Source organism: Mycobacterium sp. (assembly GCF_025965855.1).
GTDB lineage: Bacteria > Actinomycetota > Actinomycetes > Mycobacteriales > Mycobacteriaceae > Mycobacterium.
The window spans coordinates 1-15706 of record NZ_JAOPWB010000161.1; the positions used below are offsets into that span (position 1 = coordinate 1).

Below are 15706 nucleotides of genomic sequence, written 5' to 3' on the forward strand. Positions count from 1 at the left end.
TACGCGTAGCTGTGCACGGTGCGGACCAACGGCTCGCGAACTGCGGCCCGGGCCGGGCCGGTGGAAGGAGATCGCAGCAGAGCCGTCGTCAACGCGCTGCGCGCCCGCAGCCCCATCCGACCGGAACCGGTAAGCAGCAGAACCGATTCCGGATCGACACCCGCGCCGATCTGAGTGACCGCGGCGTCGACAAGCAGACTGCTCTTGCCGGTGCCCGGCCCGCCCAGGACACGCACCCGCCCGCGCAGGCCGGGCACCAGAACGGCACCGGCCTCGTCGTCCCAGGTGTATGACATGGCTGCATGCAATCACGAGGGTCTGACAAGATCCGGATACTGGACTCAGGAAGCCGAAACGCCCCGCTAAGCAAGGAGGGATTGGATGGGCTTCGATTTTAGCGGCCCGGATGACGAAGTGCCCGAAGCAGACGCGGCGGAACAACAGCAGGCTGCCGATTCAGACGATGACACCGGTTTGGACACCACGTACCTGGACGCCGCCATCGATCGCGATGCCAACGAGGCAGACGTCATCGAGCAGGCGTTCATCGTCCCGGCCGCGGACGACGAGTGGGCTGACGATCACTAAGCCGCCCACCCCGGCAACACCCGTGATCGCGACTGGCACCATCGACGGGTGACTGCCGACCTGCACGTGCACCGCTACGGCCCGGGCGGCCCGGTGCGGATGCTTGCCATTCACGGGCTGACCGGTTACGGCGGGCGTTGGCGACATTTAGCCGGCTACCTGCCCGAAATCGCCATCGCCGCACCGGATTTGCTCGGCCACGGCAGGTCGTCGTGGGCGGCGCCGTGGACCATCGACGCCAACGTCTCGGCGTTGGCCGCCCTGCTCGACGATGGCGCCGACGCGCCGGCGCTGGTGGTCGGCCACTCATTCGGTGGCGCGCTGGCACTGCAGCTGGCCGCGGCTCGCCCGGACCTGGTGGCGGCGCTGCTGCTGCTCGACCCGGCGGTCGGACTGGACGGACGCTGGATGCGCGACATCGCCGAGGCGATGTTCTCCTCCCCCGACTACCCCAACGCCGAGGAAGCCCGCATGGAAAAGGCCACCGGCTCGTGGGCGGACGTGGACCCCGCGTGGCTCGACACCGAGATCGACGAGCACCTGATCGGGCTGCCCAATGGACGGTTCGGCTGGCGCGTCAGCCTGCCGGCCATGATGTCGTACTGGAGCGAGCTGGCCCGCGACGTCGTGCTACCGCCGGCCGGAACGGCGACGACTTTGGTGCGGGCGAAGCAGACGTCGCCGCCATACGTCAGCGACCAGTTGATCGCGCGACTTCAAGGGCGCTTGGGATCCGATTTCCGGCTGCTGGATTTCGACTGCAACCACATGGTGCCCCACTCCAATCCCACCGAGGTCGCGGCGCTGATCCGCGAGCTATTGGAAGCCCGCTGACCGTGGCGCCGGTGACCGACAAGCAGGTCGAACGGGTGCGTGCGCTGGTGGCGGCGATTCCGTCCGGCCGGGTCGTCACCTACGGCGACATCGCCGCTGTCGCAGGGCTTTCCAGTCCTCGCATCGTCGGCTGGGTCATGCGGACCGACTCCTCGGACCTGCCCTGGCACCGGGTGATCACCGCGTCCGGGCGGCCCGCGCGACACCTGACCAGCCGGCAGCTGGAGCTGCTGCGCGCCGAGGGCGTCCTTTCCGTCGACGGCAGGGTGGCGCTGGACGAGGTCCGCTACGACTTCCCGCCGGGGATTTAGAGCACCAGCCGGACCAGGGCCGCGGTGCGGGCCAGACCCGGGAACGCGTCGGCGGTCGACCGCGGGTGCAGCGCATGCACCGCCAAGCGAAACATCAACGCCCGCAACAACATCTGCGGCCACTCCGGCAGCGCGTTCCAGCGTTCGATGAGCCCGTCGTCGGCCTCGCCCCAGGACAGCGCGTCGACGACGACGACGCCCGCCGCCCACGACGCGGGCCGCCAGTAGGGGGTGATGTCGGTGATGCCCGGCGCCGCGGTGCCGATGAAAAGCACTGTGCCGTAAAGGTCTCCGTGTACCAGCTGGTTCGGGCTCTTGGTCGGCTTGCGCAGGGTGGCGAGCTGGTTGATCAGCTCGACCGATTTCTCGGCGTCCGCCGACGGTGGTGCCGTGCGCGCGCCCGGCGGCACGGACGCCATCGGCCGCTCTTCCCACGCGGCCCGGTCGGCGGCGATGAAGACGTCAACGTCCCCCCAGGGCGCGGTCGGCCCCTGGGTCAGGAAGCGGGGGCGCTCCAGTTTGCCGGTCGCCTCGTGCAGGCGCACCGCCGCCGAGACGACCTCGTCATGCCTGGGCTCCGGCGTGCCCGCGACGAAGGTGTCCGCCCGCCACCCGGACACCACGTAGCGGCCGTCGGTGGAGCGAACCGGCCGGGCCAGCCGGACGCCGTCCACGAACAACGTCTCCCGCACCCGCGCCGACCAAGCCGCGCGGGCGTGGTCGGCGACGATCGACAACACGACTTCGCCGCATCGCCAGCCACCTTCCCAGCTGGCACCCAGGGGCAGGGGCTTCACGCCGGTCAAACCAAACGCCGCCAGCACATGCTCCGGCGGTGGCTCGACTGTCACACCGGTAGCGTAATGGAGCCCAGCGGCGGTATCGGGTCAGTACATCACCATGTCGGGCTGCACCTGTTTGGCCCACGCCACGATCCCGCCCTGCAAGTGGACCGCATCGGCGAAACCAGCCTTCTTCACCGCGGCCAGCACCTCCGCCGAGCGCGCGCCCGTCTTGCAGTACAGCACCACCTTGCGGTCGTGGGGCAGCTGTGTCAGGCCCTCACCGGAACTGATCAACGACTTCGGGATCAGCCGGGCACCGTCGATGTGATTGATGTCCCACTCCACCTGCTCGCGGACGTCGATCAGGGCCAGCTTCTTACCGGAATCCAGCAACTCGCGCAGCTCGCGCGGGGTGATGGTGGAACCGCTGGCGGCCTCGGCGGCGCCTTCCAAGGGCACCACGCCGCAGAAATCCTCGTAGTCGATCAGCTCGGTGATCCTCGGCGTGGACGGGTCCTTGCGGATCCTGATCGTGCGGTAGCTCATCTCCAGCGCGTCGTAGATCATCAGGCGGCCGAGCAGCGGTTCGCCGATCCCGGTGATGAGCTTGATCGCCTCGGTGCCCATCACCGACGCGATGGAGGCGCAGATGATGCCCAGTACGCCGCCCTCGGCGCAGGACGGAACCATGCCGGGTGGCGGCGGCTCCGGGTAGAGGTCGCGGTAGTTCAGGCCCCGCCCATCGGGTGCGTCCTCCCAGAACACCGACACCTGGCCCTCGAAGCGGTAGATCGACCCCCACACGTAGGGCTTCCCGGCCAGCACCGCGGCGTCGTTGACCAGATACCGGGTGGCGAAGTTGTCGGTGCCGTCGACGATCAGGTCGTACTGCCTGAACAGGTCGACCGCGTTGCCGGGCTCCAGCCGGAACTCGTGCAACCGCACGTCGACCAGCGGGTTGATGGCGGCGATCGAGTCGCGCGCCGACTGGGCCTTGGACCGTCCGACGTCGGCCACTCCGTGGATGATCTGGCGTTGCAGGTTCGACTCGTCGACCACGTCGAAGTCGACGATGCCGATGGTGCCGACGCCCGCCGCGGCCAGGTAGAGCAGCGCGGGGGCGCCGAGTCCGCCGGCGCCGATCACCAGCACCCGAGCGTTTTTCAGCCGCTTCTGACCGTCGACACCCAGGTCGGGAATGATCAGATGGCGGCTGTAGCGGGCCACCTCGTCGGGACTCAGGTGTGGTGCGGGTTCGACCAGCGGCGGCAGTGGCGTCTGGGATGTCGACACCGAACCTCTTCTCGGTAGCTTTCGTCAGCTCTATCCATCACAGCAGTTGCCCGAATCAACGGCAAACAACCGGGGTGGCGTCCCGGGCCGCAAGCGGCGTCGAGACTGCGCAGAGATCGCGGTTTACTCGCCAATCCACGCGCTGACCGCAGTCTCGGCGCGGGCCGGGGCGCGGGCCGGGGCGCTGGCCGACGGGCTGACCGAGGCGCGGGTCAGGCGATCGGAAACGGCCAGGGGTTGAACCGGCAGGTCTTGCCGTCGGCCTTGACGACGTCGGGGTCGAACTTGGCGGCATCCTCGTTCGACGTGGAGAACGTCTGCTGCATCATCACCGGCGCCAGACCGCCTTGCTGTTCGCAGGGCGCGTGACGCACGTAGCCGATGGCGTGGCCGACCTCGTGGTTGATCACGTACTGCCGATACGAACCGACGTCGCCTTCAAAGGGCACGGCCCCCCGCACCCAGCGCGCCTCGTTGATGAAAACCCGCGCCTGCCGATCGGCGCCGTAAACCGGGTTGTAGCAGGACGTCTCCAGCCGGAATTCGTAGCCGCACCCGCCGCGCACCGTCACCGGGGACACCAGCGAGATACGGAAGTCGGGCTTGCCGTTATCGATCCGCACGAACGCGAATTGCGGGTTGTGCGTCCAGCCCTTGGGATTGGCCAGCGTCTGGTCGACCATCTGGGCGAAGGCGTCGTCGCCGCCGAACATCGTTGGGTCGATGCCGTTTTCGACCTCCACAGTGTATTTGAACACCTTGGCGGTGCCCTGACCCACCTGCGGCATCGCGCCGGGCACGATGTGCCACGTCTTGTCGCCCGCCTCGGTGAAGGGACCGCCGTCCGGCAGCGTCCCGGCGGGCAGGTTGGCGTCGAAGGCGGCGAGCCCGCGGGGTGGGGCGTCGATGATCGACGTGCCCACCGCGCCGATGTCCGGCGGGCCCTGGATGGATTGCGTCGCCGTCGGTTTCGGAGCGCCCGTTCCGGAGACGGTCTGATAGATCACCAGTCCGGTGAGCACCACCAGAACGGGCAACGCGTACGCGCGCCAGCCGTAGGTGGATATGAACCGTCCCAGCCATGTTTGCTTGCGCCATTGGCGCGCCCGCTCGCGGCCGGCGCGGGTGCGCCCGGCGCCGGGCGCGATCGGGTCACGCAGGGCGCGAAGTGGTTCTCGCCACTCGTCACGCAGCACCGGAACCCGACCGGTGCCGCCCGCGGGCGGCTGGGACGTCATTGCCCCAGGATTGCACAGCAGGCAGGGTGACCGCCCTTGGCGCGCCCGAATCCGGCGCGTGACACCGCCTCTGCCAGCGGGTACGGCGGCGATGACAATCGCGAACGCGCCGCGGGTAGTAATGTCGTTGCGACGAGGCGTGCGCGGCCGGCCCCGGAGGTCAGCCGCCAACAATCAGATGAGGACTCGATGAGCGATCTCGCCAAGGCGGCACGGCGTGCCGTCAAACCGGCCGACCGTGGTCGGCCGGGAGACGGCGTGGTGGCCGCCAACCGGCGCGGCAACCGCCTGCCCCGCGACGAGCGGCGCGGGCAACTGCTGATCGTCGCCAGCGACGTCTTCGTCAACCGCGGCTATCACGCGGCCGGTATGGACGAGATCGCCGACCGGGCCGGGGTCAGCAAGCCCGTTCTGTACCAACACTTTTCGAGCAAGCTGGAGCTTTACCTGGCGGTGCTGCACCGGCACGTCGAGAACCTGGTCTCCGGCGTGCAGCAGGCCTTGCGCACCACCACCGACAACCGGCGGCGGTTGCACGCGGCGGTGCAGGCGTTCTTCGACTTCATCGAGCACGACAGCCAGGGTTACCGGCTGATCTTCGAGAACGACTACGTCACCGAGCCCGAGGTGGCCGCACAGGTACGGGTCGCCACCGAATCCTGCACCGACGCGGTGTTCGATCTGATCAGCGCCGATTCCGGACTCGACCCCCACCGCGCCCGCATGGTCGCGGTGGGACTGGTCGGCATCAGCGTCGACTGCGCCAGGTACTGGCTGGACTCCGACCGCCCGATTTCCAAGGCGGACGCCGTCGACGGCACCGTGCAGTTCGCCTGGGGCGGGCTGTCACACGTGCCGCTTACCCGCCCTTAGCGGCCTTTCCCGCGTGCTTGCCGCCCGACTCGGCCCCGATTCCGAAGCCGACCCGGCGGCCGTCGGCGACACCGATTTCGACGTAGGCGATCTTGGTTCCCTGAATCAGGAAACGACGGCCCCTCTCGTCGTTCAGGCTGAGCAGACCCGAGCTGTCGCGCAGCGCGGCCGCAACGAGTTCCTCGACTTCCGCAGGCGTCTGCGTACTGGACAAGACCAGCTCGCGCGGACTGTCCGTGATACCGATTTTGACCTCCACGGTGGCCCCTTCCAGTGCTGTTGAAGGTATTGAAGTCGTCAGACGTGTCAGCAGCAGGCTAGTGGACGCCCCTACGCCGCACGTCTCCCCGGGCCCTGGTTCGCGATAAGCGAAACGCGGCCCGACCGAAGATAACGATTCGCTCCCAGCTCGGCCAACATGCCGCTCGCCGCCCGGTTGCCCATATCCACATCGGTAACATCGGCACCATCAGAAACATGCTCACCGATCGTCTCGGCCCCGGGCTTGGCCCAGTTCAAGACTGCCCCGACGACGACACCGACGGAGCCGACACCGACGTTCTGGACGGCTACGGCGACCTGGCGTGGCCGGCCGACACCCGCTGGCGCCCGGCCGCGGCGATCCTCGGCGCCGTGGTGGCCCTCGGCGCCATCGCGACCGCCGTCATCGTCAACAGCGGCGACAGCGCGTCGACGAAGGCGACGGTGGGGGCGCCGGCTCCCCGAACGCTGACCTCCGCGCCCGCAGCGCCCAGGACAACACCGTCGCCCAGCGCCGCCGGTCCCTCTCAGACCCCGTTACCGCCCGAGACGGTGACCACCGTCACCCCGCCGCCCAGCACGTCGCCCAACCTGGTGCCGACGCAGATGCCGACCGCCGCGCCGCCCCCGACGGGCGCACCGCCCCAGGTCGCGCTGAATCCGCGCACCGTCATCTACAGCGTGACCGGGACCAAACAGCTGCTGGACCTGGTGAACGTGGCCTACACCGATGCCCGGGGCTACCCGCAGACCGAGTTCAACGTGTCGCTGCCATGGTCGAAGGTGGTGGTCCTGAATCCGGGCGTCCAGACGGAGTCGGTCGTCGCGACCAGCTTCTACGGCCGGCTCAATTGCGCGATCGTCAACGCCGCCGGCCAAGCCGTGGTGACGTCGGCCAGCAACGGCGTCATGGCGACCTGCACCCGTTAAGCCGCCTCGCGGATCAGCTGAGACCGAGCTCGCGCATCCGCCGGTCGTGGGTCTGCTGCAGACGGTCGAAGAACGCGCTGAGCTGGCTCAGGCCGCCGGGGCCGGATGCCACCAGGTCGACCAGCTCGTCGTGCTCGGCCAGCACGTACTGGGCCTGGGTGATCGCCTCGCCGAACAGCCGGCGAGACCACAACGCCAGCCGGCTGCGCTGTTTGCCGCTGGCGGTCACCGCGGCGCGCACCTCGGCGACGACGAACTGCGAGTGCCCGGTCTCCGACAGCGCCGCCCGCATCACGTCGGCGACCTCGTCGGGAAGCCCGTCGGCGATCTCCAAGTACAGGTCGGCGGCCAGCGCGTCGCCCACATAGGTCTTCACCAACGCTTCCAGCCACGTGCTCGGCATCGTCAGCCGGTGATAGTTCTCCAGCGCCGAGACGTACTTCGACATCGCGGACACCACGTCGACGCCGCGGCTTTCCAAGGCGTCGTGCAGCAGCTCATAGTGCTGCATCTCGGCGGCGGCCATGCTCGCCATCGAGATGCGCCCGCGCAGGTCGGGCGCCATCCGCGCCTCGTCGGTGAGCCGGTAGAACGCGGCGACCTCGCCGTACGCCAGCACCGCGAACAACTCGTTGACGCCCGGGTGTTCCGCCGACGGCCGGGAGGCGGGCGAATCGTCCACCTGGTCGGTGTGGGAGGGCCCGGAAAAGGGCGGGGTCATGGCAACACTCTAGTCGGCGGGATTGGGACGAAAATGGGCGCCAGCTTTTGACCAGCTATCATGGACGCAGGTATTGGTTGATTTCAGAAGCTATGGAGCCGCCAGTATCGGCGAAATGTGCGTGCACAGCTGGCCCGCCCGGCCTGAGCCCCGCTCAGGCGCTACGAAGGCCCGCGACTCGGCGACGTATTCGGAGTCGGAACTCGTGCGCGCGTGACCGCGACAGAGAAACACCGACACAAGACCGATAACGTCACCGAAAGGCTTGTCACCAGCGTATGACCGCACTTACCAGCACAACTGAACTAACCTTTGCCAAACTTGGCGTTCGCGACGAAATCGTCCGCGCACTCGCGGAAAAGGGCATCGAGAGCCCGTTTGCCATCCAGGAACTGACCCTGCCGCTGGCGCTCGCCGGCGACGACGTGATCGGCCAGGCCCGCACGGGCATGGGCAAGACCTTCGCGTTCGGCGTGCCACTGCTGCAGCGCATCACCGCCGGCGCCGGCGTCAGACCGCTCAACGGCACCCCCCGCGCGTTGGTCGTAGTGCCCACCCGCGAGCTCTGCATGCAGGTGACCGAGGACCTGGCGTGGGCGGCCAAGCACCTGATCGCAGAGGACGACCGCCGGCTGTCCGTGGTCTCCATCTACGGGGGCCGCGCCTACGAACCACAGATCGACGCGCTGCGCGCCGGCGCCGACGTCGTGGTGGGCACCCCCGGCCGGCTGCTCGACCTGTGCCAGCAGGGGCACCTGCAGCTGGGCGGGCTGTCGGCACTGGTGCTCGACGAGGCCGACGAGATGCTCGACCTTGGCTTCCTGCCCGATATCGAGCGCATCCTGCGCCAGATTCCCGCCGACCGGCAAGCGATGCTGTTCTCGGCGACCATGCCCGGGCCGATCATCACGCTGGCCCGCACGTTCATGAACCAGCCCACCCACATTCGCGCCGAGGCGCCGCACTCTGCCGCCACCCACGACACCACCGAGCAGTTCGTCTACCGGGCCCACGCGCTGGACAAGGTGGAGCTGGTCTGCCGGGTGCTGCAGGCCCGCGACCGGGGAGCGACGATGGTCTTCACCCGCACCAAACGCACCGCGCAGAAGGTCGCCGACGAGTTGGCCGAGCGCGGCTTCAAGGTGGGCGCCGTCCACGGCGATCTGGGTCAGATCGCCCGCGAGAAGGCGCTGAAGGCATTCCGCACCGGCGACATCGACGTGCTCGTCGCGACCGACGTCGCCGCCCGCGGCATCGACATCGACGACGTCACCCACGTCATCAATTACCAGATCCCCGAGGACGAACAGGCCTACGTGCACCGGATCGGCCGCACCGGCCGCGCCGGCAAGACGGGCGTCGCGGTCACCCTGGTGGACTGGGACGAGCTGCCCCGCTGGACAATGATCAACAAGGCCCTGGGCCTGGACTCCCCCGACCCGGCCGAGACCTACTCCAGCTCGCCGCACCTGTACGACGAGTTGGGCATCCCCGCCGAAGCGGGCAGCAATGTCGGCTCACCGCGTAAGTCACCGGTCAAGCGCCGCGACGCCGAACGCAAAGGACCGGTAGAGGGCTCGCAGAAGTCCGGCCGCGCGCGCTCCGGCGAGCCGCGACGTCGCACCCGCGGCGGCCAGCCCGCCACCGGGCACCCCGCCGGCGGCGCTGCCAACGGTGAAGGCGCCGTGACGACGCCGTCTGAGGCGCCGTCCGGGGCGCCGGCGGGCAACACTGGCACCAGCCGGCGCCGCCGTCGTCGCCGCAAGCCCGCAGAAGCCAGCGCAGCCACCGCCAACTGAGGCCTGCGCCGCCGCATGGTCGAGCCCGAGCGCCGCACCAAGGGCGACATCCTCGCCGCCGCGGCGATCGCGGTCGTCGTCGCCGTCGCGGCGGCGCTGATCTGGTGGACCAGCGACGCCCGGGCCAGCGTCAGCCGTCCCGCCGCCATTCCGGCGCCCGCCCCGACGCCCGCCCGGGAAGTCCCGGCCGCCCTGCATCAGCTGTGGACCGCGCGCAGCCCCGGCACCACCGCGCCCGTGGTGGTGAGCGGGACGCTCGCCACCGCCGACGGCCGCCAGGTCGACGGGCGCGACCCCGGCACTGGGCAGTCCCGCTGGAGCTACGCGCGCGACACCGAGCTGTGCGGGCTGTCCTGGCTCTACCACTACGCCGTCGCCGTCTACAAAGACGACCGCGGGTGCGGGCAGGTCAGCACCCTCGACGGCGCCACGGGCCGGCGCGGCGCCACGCGCAGCGGCTACGCCGACCCGCGCGTGCGCCTTTCCTCCGACGGCACCACGGTGTTGTCGCTCGGCGACACCCGGCTGGAGCTGTGGCGCTCGGACATGGTCCGGACGCTGGCCTACGGCGAGACCGACGCCCGGGTGAAACCGTCGGCGCGGGGACTGCACTCGGGGTGCCGGCTGATGTCGGGGGCGGCCAGCTCGTCGGCGGTGTCGGTGCTGGAGAGCTGCGGGCCGCAGGCCGACCTGCGGCTGGTCCTGTTGCGGCCCGGCAAGGAAGACGACGAACCCCAGCAGCACGTCGTGGCCGAACCCGGGATCGGGGTTGATTCGGGCGCCCGCGTGCTGACCGTCTGGGAGAACAACACGGCGGTGTATCTGCCGTCCCCGCAACCCAGGGTCGACGAGCTCGACGACACCGGCACCACCGTGGCGAGCACGCAGTTGCCCAAGGCGCCGTCGAGCTCGGCAGCGGTGTCGCAGACCGGCAACCTGGTGACCTGGTGGACCGGCGATTCCCTGATGGTCTTCGAGGCGAGCAGCCTGACCCTCCGCTACACCATCGCCGCGGGCGAGACGACGGCGCCGCTGGGGCCGGGGGTGATGATGGCGGGCCGACTGCTGGTGCCGGTGACCGGCGCGATCGGGGTCTACGACCCGCTCAGCGGCGCGAACGAACGCTACATCCCGGTGAACCGGGCACCGAGCGATGCGCCGGTGGTCCCGGCCGTTTCGGGACCCAGGGTGTTCGAGCAGCGCGGCGACGCCGTGGTGGCCCTCGGCTGACCCGCCGCGGTGTTGCGTGTGCGCCCAGGGCGTTGCGTGTGCGTCCAGGGCGACGACACGCCGATCGGCCGCGCCGTCACCGCGCACTCAAAGCCGTCAGCGCACGCTAAATCTCGACGGCGAACGTCGGCAACGGCTTGCCGGTCTTCCAGTGCTTGATCAACGCCCGCGCCAGCTCGGTGTAGGCCACGGCACCTTTGTTCTTGCGCCCGGCCATCACCGACGAGCCCGAGGCACTGGCCTCGGCGAAGCGCACCGTGCGCGGGATCGGCGGGGCGAGCACCGGCAGGCCGTAGCGGTCGGCGACGTCGACCAACACGTCGCGGGTGTGGGTGGTGCGGGAGTCGTACAGCGTCGGCAAGGCGCCCAGCAGCCGCAGCTCCGGGTTGGTGATCTGCTGGACGTCGGCCACCGTGCGCAGAAATTGGCCGACGCCGCGGTGCGCGAGCGTCTCACACTGCAGCGGCACGATGACCTCGTCGGCGGCCGTCAGCCCGTTGAGGGTGAGCACGCCCAGCGAGGGCGGACAGTCGATGATGACCACGTCGAACTGGTCGGAAAGCTTGGCCAGCGCGCGTTTGAGCGCGTATTCGCGGCCGGCCCGCATCAGCAGCATCGCCTCGGCGCCCGCGAGGTCAATGTTGGCCGGCAGCAGCGTCATTCCCTCCATCGTCGTGACCAGCGCGGCGTTCGGTTCGACCTCGCCGAGCAGCACCTCGTGCACGGACACCGGTAGCTTGTCAGGATCTTGGCCGAGCGAGAACGTCAAGCAACCCTGCGCATCCAGATCCACGAGCAGGACCCGCCGGCCCTCATCCGCCATCGCCGCGCCCAGCGAGGCAACCGTGGTCGTCTTGGCTACGCCGCCCTTCTGGTTGGCCACCGCCAGTACCCGCGTCTTAGTCACAAGCGCGACTCCTCCTCATCGCTTCGCTCAGCATCGTCAACGCGCGGTTACAAGCGCCCCTCCTCATCGCCGCGCGATCACAGTGCCCATCCTGGCATGTTCGTCCGCGGTGCGCTGCGGCCAACCGGCCCGGCATGTCGTCCGGCACAATCTCTCAGCATGGGCTTGCACAACCACCGACTGGTACTGCTCCGCCACGGCGAGACCGCATGGTCGAAATCCGGCCGGCACACCGGCCGGACCGACATCGAACTGACCGATACCGGACGGGTTCAGGCCAAGCTCGCCGGGCGCATTCTGCGTGAACTGGAACTCGCCGACCCGCTGGTGATCAGCAGCCCGCGAAAACGCGCCCTGACCACCGCCAAGTTGGCGGGACTCGCCGTCGACGAGGTGTCTTCCCTGCTCGCCGAATGGGATTACGGTTCCTACGAGGGGTTGACGACCGCGCAGATCCGGGAATCGGTGCCCGATTGGCTGGTCTGGACGCACGGCTGCCCCGGCGGCGAGAGTGTGGCGCAGGTCAGCGATCGCGCCGATAAGGCCGTCGCGTTGGCGTTGGAGCACATGACCTCGCGCGACGTCGTGTTCGTGGGCCATAGCCACTTTTCCCGCTCGGTGATCACGCGCTGGGTGGAGCTGCCGCTAGTCGAGGGCAGCCGCTTCTGGATGCTCGCCGGCTCGATCGGGGTGTGCGGGTTCGAGCATGGCGTGCGCCAGCTCAAGGCGCTCGGCTTGACCGGCCAGCCGCAGGCGATCGCACGCGAGTGAACCCCGAACCGCCGTTCGCGCTGTGCGCGCCGCGAGGGACGCTGGTCGCAGACGGGGTGCGGGCAAGCTACTGCGACGTGGGCGCGGCCCAGGCCGCGCTGCGCTCGGGATCGGTCCCAATCGTGTTGGGCGCGTTGCCTTTCGACGTCAGTCGGCCCGCGGCCCTGCTGGTGCCGGGTAGGTTGCTTTCCACCGATGAGCCGCCCGACTGGCCGGCGGGCCCGCTGCCGCCGGTGCGCGTCACCGCCGCGGTGCCGCCGCCGGCCGACTACCGCGCCCTGATCATTCGCGCCCGCGATCAGCTCGCGGCGCCGGACAACCCGCTGCACAAGGTGGTCCTGGCCCGCGCACTGCAACTGATCGCCGAAGCACCGCTGGATGCCCGGGTCATCCTGCGCCGGCTCGTCGCCGCCGACCCGGCCGCCTACGGCTACCTCGTCGACCTGACCGCCGCCGGTGCCGACTACGCGGGCGTGATGCTGGTGGGCGCCAGCCCCGAACTTCTGGCCGCGCGCACCGGCGACCGCGTCGTGTGCCAGCCGTTCGCCGGTTCGGCCCCGAGGGCCGCCGACCCGGAAGTCGACGCCGCCAACGGGGCCGCCCTTGTCGGCTCGGCCAAGGACCGGCACGAGCATCGGCTGGTGATCGACACCATGCGCGCCGCGCTGGAACCGCTGTGCGACGAACTGATCATCGCCCCCGAACCCCAGTTGAGCCGCACCGCGGCGGTCTGGCATCTTTGCACCCCGATCAGCGGCCACCTGCGCGACAAGTCGACCACCGCAATCGATCTGGCGTTGGCGCTGCACCCCACCCCGGCGGTCGGGGGGGTTCCGACGAAGGCCGCGACCGAACTCATCGCCGAGTTGGAGGGGGACCGCGGCTTCTATGCCGGGGCCGTGGGCTGGTGCGACGCCGGCGGCGACGGCCGCTGGGTGGTGTCTCTTCGCTGCGCGCAGCTGTCGGCGGACCGCCGCACGGCTCTGGCGCGCGCCGGCGGAGGCATCGTCGCCGAATCCGATCCCGACGATGAACTCGCCGAAACCACAACGAAATTCGCCACGATATTGAATGCGCTGGAAGTTGGGCAATGACGGAAAACATCCGCCGCGCCATCCCGGAGGACGCCGCCGATATTGCCGACATGATTCATGCTCTCGCCGAATTCGAACACGCCGCCGAGCAATGCACGGTGACCGAAACGCAAATTTCCACAGCGCTTTTCGGTAATTCACCGACCGTGCACGGCCACGTGGCCGAAGCCGACGGCGAGATCGCCGCCATGGCGTTGTGGTTTGTCAACTTCTCCACGTGGGACGGTGTCGCGGGGATCTACGTCGAAGACCTGTTCGTACGGCCCGGATTTCGCCGCCGCGGCCTGGCCCGCGCGCTGCTGGCGGCGCTCGCGCGTGAATGCCTCGACAAGGGCTACACGCGGTTGTCGTGGGCGGTGCTGAACTGGAACATCGATGCCATCGCGCTGTATGACGGCGTCGGCGCCGCGCCGCAGCGCGAGTGGACCACCTATCGGCTGTCCGGCCCGCCGTTGGCCGAGCTGGCGGGACGGCCCTGATCGCCGGAGGCCCAGCGCACGGCCGCCGGACTGAAGAGCAAGACCAACACGGTCAGCGCCACGATGCCCACCGGAACGCCGAAGGCCGGCTGGCGCGAGCCGACCGCGAGGTACCACGCCACGGGAAGCAACAGCAGCTGCGTGAAAACGCCCAGCCCGCGGCCCCAGCGCTTGCCCAGCACCAGCGCGCGTCCGGCGGCGAGCACCACGCCGCCGACCAGTACGAACCAGACGGCTGTGCCCAGGCCGCTGACCACGCGTTGGTCGGCTCCCGCGATCGCGCGCACCACCAGCACCCCGGCCATGACCAGCGCGGCCACACCCTGCACCACCACGACAAATCCCGCGCCACGAACGGTAGCGGGGGCTGGGAGATCCACAGCGTCAGCGTAGCCACGGGCACTTGCTCCACAGCAGGGCCTTAACCGTCCCGCATAAGCTCGTGGATCATGCGCGCCGTGCTGATCGTGAATCCCACAGCCACTTCCACCACGCCGGCCGGTCGCGACCTGCTCGCGCACGCGCTCAAGAGCCGCCTGCGGCTCATCGTCGAGCACACCACCCACCGGGGTCACGGGGCTGAACTCGCACAGCGAGCGGTCGAGGACGGAGTCGACGTGGTCGTCGTGCACGGCGGCGACGGCACGGTGAGCGGGGTGGTCAACGGCTTGCTGGGGCGTCCCGGTTCGGCACACGCGAGTCCGGTGCCCGCCCTCGCGGTGGTGCCCGGCGGCTCGGCGAACGTGCTGGCCCGCTCGCTGGGCATTTCCCCGGATCCGGTCGCCGCCACGAACCAGCTCATCCAGCTGCTCGACGACTACCAGCGTCACCAGAGGTGGCGGCGCATCAGCCTGATCGACTGCGGCGAGCGATGGGCCGTGATCAACGCCGGGATGGGCGTCGACGCGGAAGTGGTCGCCGCGGTGGAAGCCCAACGCGACAAGGGCGTCAAAGTCACCCCGCTGCGCTATTGGCGCGTCGCGATACCCGTCACGGTGGCCTTCCGCCGTCGCGAACCGATCCTCACGGTGGAGCTGGCCGGCCGCGAGCCCGTCACCGGCGTGCACTTCGCCTGGGTGTCCAACACCAGCCCGTGGACCTACAGCAACAGCCGCCCGTTGGTGACCAACCCCGGCTGCAGCTTCGAGTCGGGCCTCGGGGTGTACGCGCTCACCGAGATGAAGGTGTTCCCCACGCTGCGACTGGTACGCCAGCTCCTCACCAAGGGGCCGAAGGGCGACCCGAAACAGCTGATCCGCGACGACGACGCCCCGTGCCTGAGGGTGACCTCGACCGGGGACCCGGTCGCGAGCCAGTTCGACGGCGATTACCTCGGCCTGCGCGAAACCATGACGTTCAGGTCGGTTCCCGATGCGCTGCCGGTGGTCGCCCCTCCCGGGAAGAACCGCCTCTGAGCTGCGGTAACGAACGTTCGAACGAACGCCCGGGAAAATTGCTCGCCAGACGCGGCCCGTTAGTGTAGTACAACGTAGTAAGGGCTTGACTAAGAGTTCTGTGAAGTGAGATTGCCCACGAGGCAACGCACGCTATTGACATCTGTTGAGCCTGTGAAACGATCGAAAGGTTGCATG

The 15706-nt window shown here is 69.2% G+C and carries 19 protein-coding genes; 11 read left to right on the plus strand and 8 right to left on the minus strand.

Annotated elements, in window-relative coordinates; genetic code table 11:
- A partial coding sequence (locus JWP83_RS12770) for a UvrD-helicase domain-containing protein (protein WP_297730335.1) occupies positions 1-296 on the minus strand: 296 nt, incomplete at its 3' end.
- A gap of 85 nt (positions 297-381) precedes the next feature.
- Here JWP83_RS12770 and JWP83_RS12775 point away from each other — a divergent pair.
- From JWP83_RS12775 to JWP83_RS12785, 3 genes are read left to right on the plus strand one after another with little or no spacing between them, the layout of a single operon-like run.
- Positions 382-588: a hypothetical protein gene (locus tag JWP83_RS12775; RefSeq protein ID WP_297730337.1), complete on the plus strand. Its 207-nt coding sequence runs from the start codon at positions 382-384 to the stop codon at positions 586-588.
- Between the two features lie 48 nt (positions 589-636).
- The gene (locus tag JWP83_RS12780) at positions 637-1422 is read left to right on the plus strand and encodes an alpha/beta hydrolase (protein WP_297730339.1); all 786 of its coding nucleotides are present in this window, start codon (positions 637-639) and stop codon (positions 1420-1422) included.
- Between the two features lie 2 nt (positions 1423-1424).
- On the plus strand, positions 1425-1733 hold the full coding sequence (locus tag JWP83_RS12785; RefSeq protein ID WP_297730341.1) for an MGMT family protein: 309 nt from the start codon (positions 1425-1427) through the stop codon (positions 1731-1733).
- On the opposite strand, the gene JWP83_RS12790 is transcribed toward JWP83_RS12785, so the two are convergent.
- From JWP83_RS12790 to JWP83_RS12800, 3 genes are all read right to left on the minus strand, one after another.
- A complete protein-coding gene (locus tag JWP83_RS12790; RefSeq protein ID WP_297730343.1) occupies positions 1730-2584 on the minus strand; it encodes a TIGR02569 family protein in 855 nt (284 codons plus the stop codon). The two genes, JWP83_RS12785 and JWP83_RS12790, sit on opposite strands and share 4 nt — an antisense overlap.
- Positions 2585-2620: 36 nt before the next feature.
- Positions 2621-3790 (minus strand): adenylyltransferase/sulfurtransferase MoeZ, encoded by a 1170-nt coding sequence (gene moeZ / locus JWP83_RS12795; protein WP_297730370.1) that lies wholly within the window; start codon positions 3788-3790, stop codon positions 2621-2623.
- Between the two features lie 233 nt (positions 3791-4023).
- Positions 4024-5049, minus strand: coding sequence for a DUF3152 domain-containing protein (locus tag JWP83_RS12800; RefSeq protein WP_297730345.1), 1026 nt, complete (start codon positions 5047-5049; stop codon positions 4024-4026).
- A gap of 189 nt (positions 5050-5238) precedes the next feature.
- Here JWP83_RS12800 and JWP83_RS12805 point away from each other — a divergent pair, with 189 nt between their 5' ends.
- Complete coding sequence (locus JWP83_RS12805; RefSeq protein WP_297730346.1) at positions 5239-5922, plus strand: TetR/AcrR family transcriptional regulator; 684 nt, start codon at positions 5239-5241, stop codon at positions 5920-5922.
- Here the strand turns inward: JWP83_RS12805 and JWP83_RS12810 are convergent.
- On the minus strand, positions 5909-6181 hold the full coding sequence (locus JWP83_RS12810; RefSeq protein WP_297730348.1) for a DUF3107 domain-containing protein: 273 nt from the start codon (positions 6179-6181) through the stop codon (positions 5909-5911). The two genes, JWP83_RS12805 and JWP83_RS12810, sit on opposite strands and share 14 nt — an antisense overlap.
- 218 nt (positions 6182-6399) lie before the next feature.
- Between JWP83_RS12810 and JWP83_RS12815 the strand changes: the two genes are divergently transcribed.
- Positions 6400-7113 (plus strand): MmpS family transport accessory protein, encoded by a 714-nt coding sequence (locus tag JWP83_RS12815; protein ID WP_297730350.1) that lies wholly within the window; start codon positions 6400-6402, stop codon positions 7111-7113.
- Positions 7114-7126: 13 nt separating this feature from the next.
- Here JWP83_RS12815 and JWP83_RS12820 read toward each other — a convergent pair whose 3' ends face one another.
- Positions 7127-7834 carry a ferritin-like fold-containing protein gene (locus JWP83_RS12820; RefSeq protein WP_297730352.1) on the minus strand — a complete coding sequence of 236 codons (708 nt, stop codon included), beginning with the start codon at positions 7832-7834 and terminating at the stop codon, positions 7127-7129.
- Between the two features lie 278 nt (positions 7835-8112).
- Between JWP83_RS12820 and JWP83_RS12825 the strand changes: the two genes are divergently transcribed.
- Together JWP83_RS12825 and JWP83_RS12830 are read left to right on the plus strand one after the other, a co-directional pair.
- Positions 8113-9633, plus strand: a complete 1521-nt coding sequence (locus JWP83_RS12825; RefSeq protein ID WP_297730354.1) for a DEAD/DEAH box helicase — start codon at positions 8113-8115, stop codon at positions 9631-9633.
- A gap of 15 nt (positions 9634-9648) precedes the next feature.
- A complete protein-coding gene (locus JWP83_RS12830) occupies positions 9649-10863 on the plus strand; it encodes a hypothetical protein (RefSeq protein WP_297730356.1) in 1215 nt (404 codons plus the stop codon).
- Between the two features lie 106 nt (positions 10864-10969).
- Here JWP83_RS12830 and JWP83_RS12835 read toward each other — a convergent pair whose 3' ends face one another.
- Positions 10970-11770: an AAA family ATPase gene (locus JWP83_RS12835; protein WP_297730358.1), complete on the minus strand. Its 801-nt coding sequence runs from the start codon at positions 11768-11770 to the stop codon at positions 10970-10972.
- A gap of 159 nt (positions 11771-11929) precedes the next feature.
- Here JWP83_RS12835 and JWP83_RS12840 point away from each other — a divergent pair, with 159 nt between their 5' ends.
- The 3 genes from JWP83_RS12840 to JWP83_RS12850 are packed head-to-tail and all read left to right on the plus strand — an operon-like array spanning position 11930 to position 14114.
- A complete protein-coding gene (locus tag JWP83_RS12840; RefSeq protein ID WP_297730360.1) occupies positions 11930-12541 on the plus strand; it encodes an acid phosphatase in 612 nt (203 codons plus the stop codon).
- Positions 12538-13635 (plus strand): isochorismate synthase MenF, encoded by a 1098-nt coding sequence (locus JWP83_RS12845; protein ID WP_297730362.1) that lies wholly within the window; start codon positions 12538-12540, stop codon positions 13633-13635. Before JWP83_RS12840 ends, JWP83_RS12845 begins: the two co-directional genes overlap by 4 nt.
- Positions 13632-14114 (plus strand): GNAT family N-acetyltransferase, encoded by a 483-nt coding sequence (locus tag JWP83_RS12850; protein ID WP_297730364.1) that lies wholly within the window; start codon positions 13632-13634, stop codon positions 14112-14114. Before JWP83_RS12845 ends, JWP83_RS12850 begins: the two co-directional genes overlap by 4 nt.
- Here JWP83_RS12850 and JWP83_RS12855 read toward each other — a convergent pair.
- Positions 14066-14494 carry a hypothetical protein gene (locus tag JWP83_RS12855; protein ID WP_297730366.1) on the minus strand — a complete coding sequence of 143 codons (429 nt, stop codon included), beginning with the start codon at positions 14492-14494 and terminating at the stop codon, positions 14066-14068. The two genes, JWP83_RS12850 and JWP83_RS12855, sit on opposite strands and share 49 nt — an antisense overlap.
- Positions 14495-14563: 69 nt before the next feature.
- On the opposite strand from JWP83_RS12855, the gene JWP83_RS12860 reads away from it, so the two are divergent.
- Positions 14564-15529, plus strand: coding sequence for a diacylglycerol kinase family protein (locus tag JWP83_RS12860; RefSeq protein WP_297730368.1), 966 nt, complete (start codon positions 14564-14566; stop codon positions 15527-15529).
- Positions 15530-15706 lie beyond the last annotated feature (177 nt).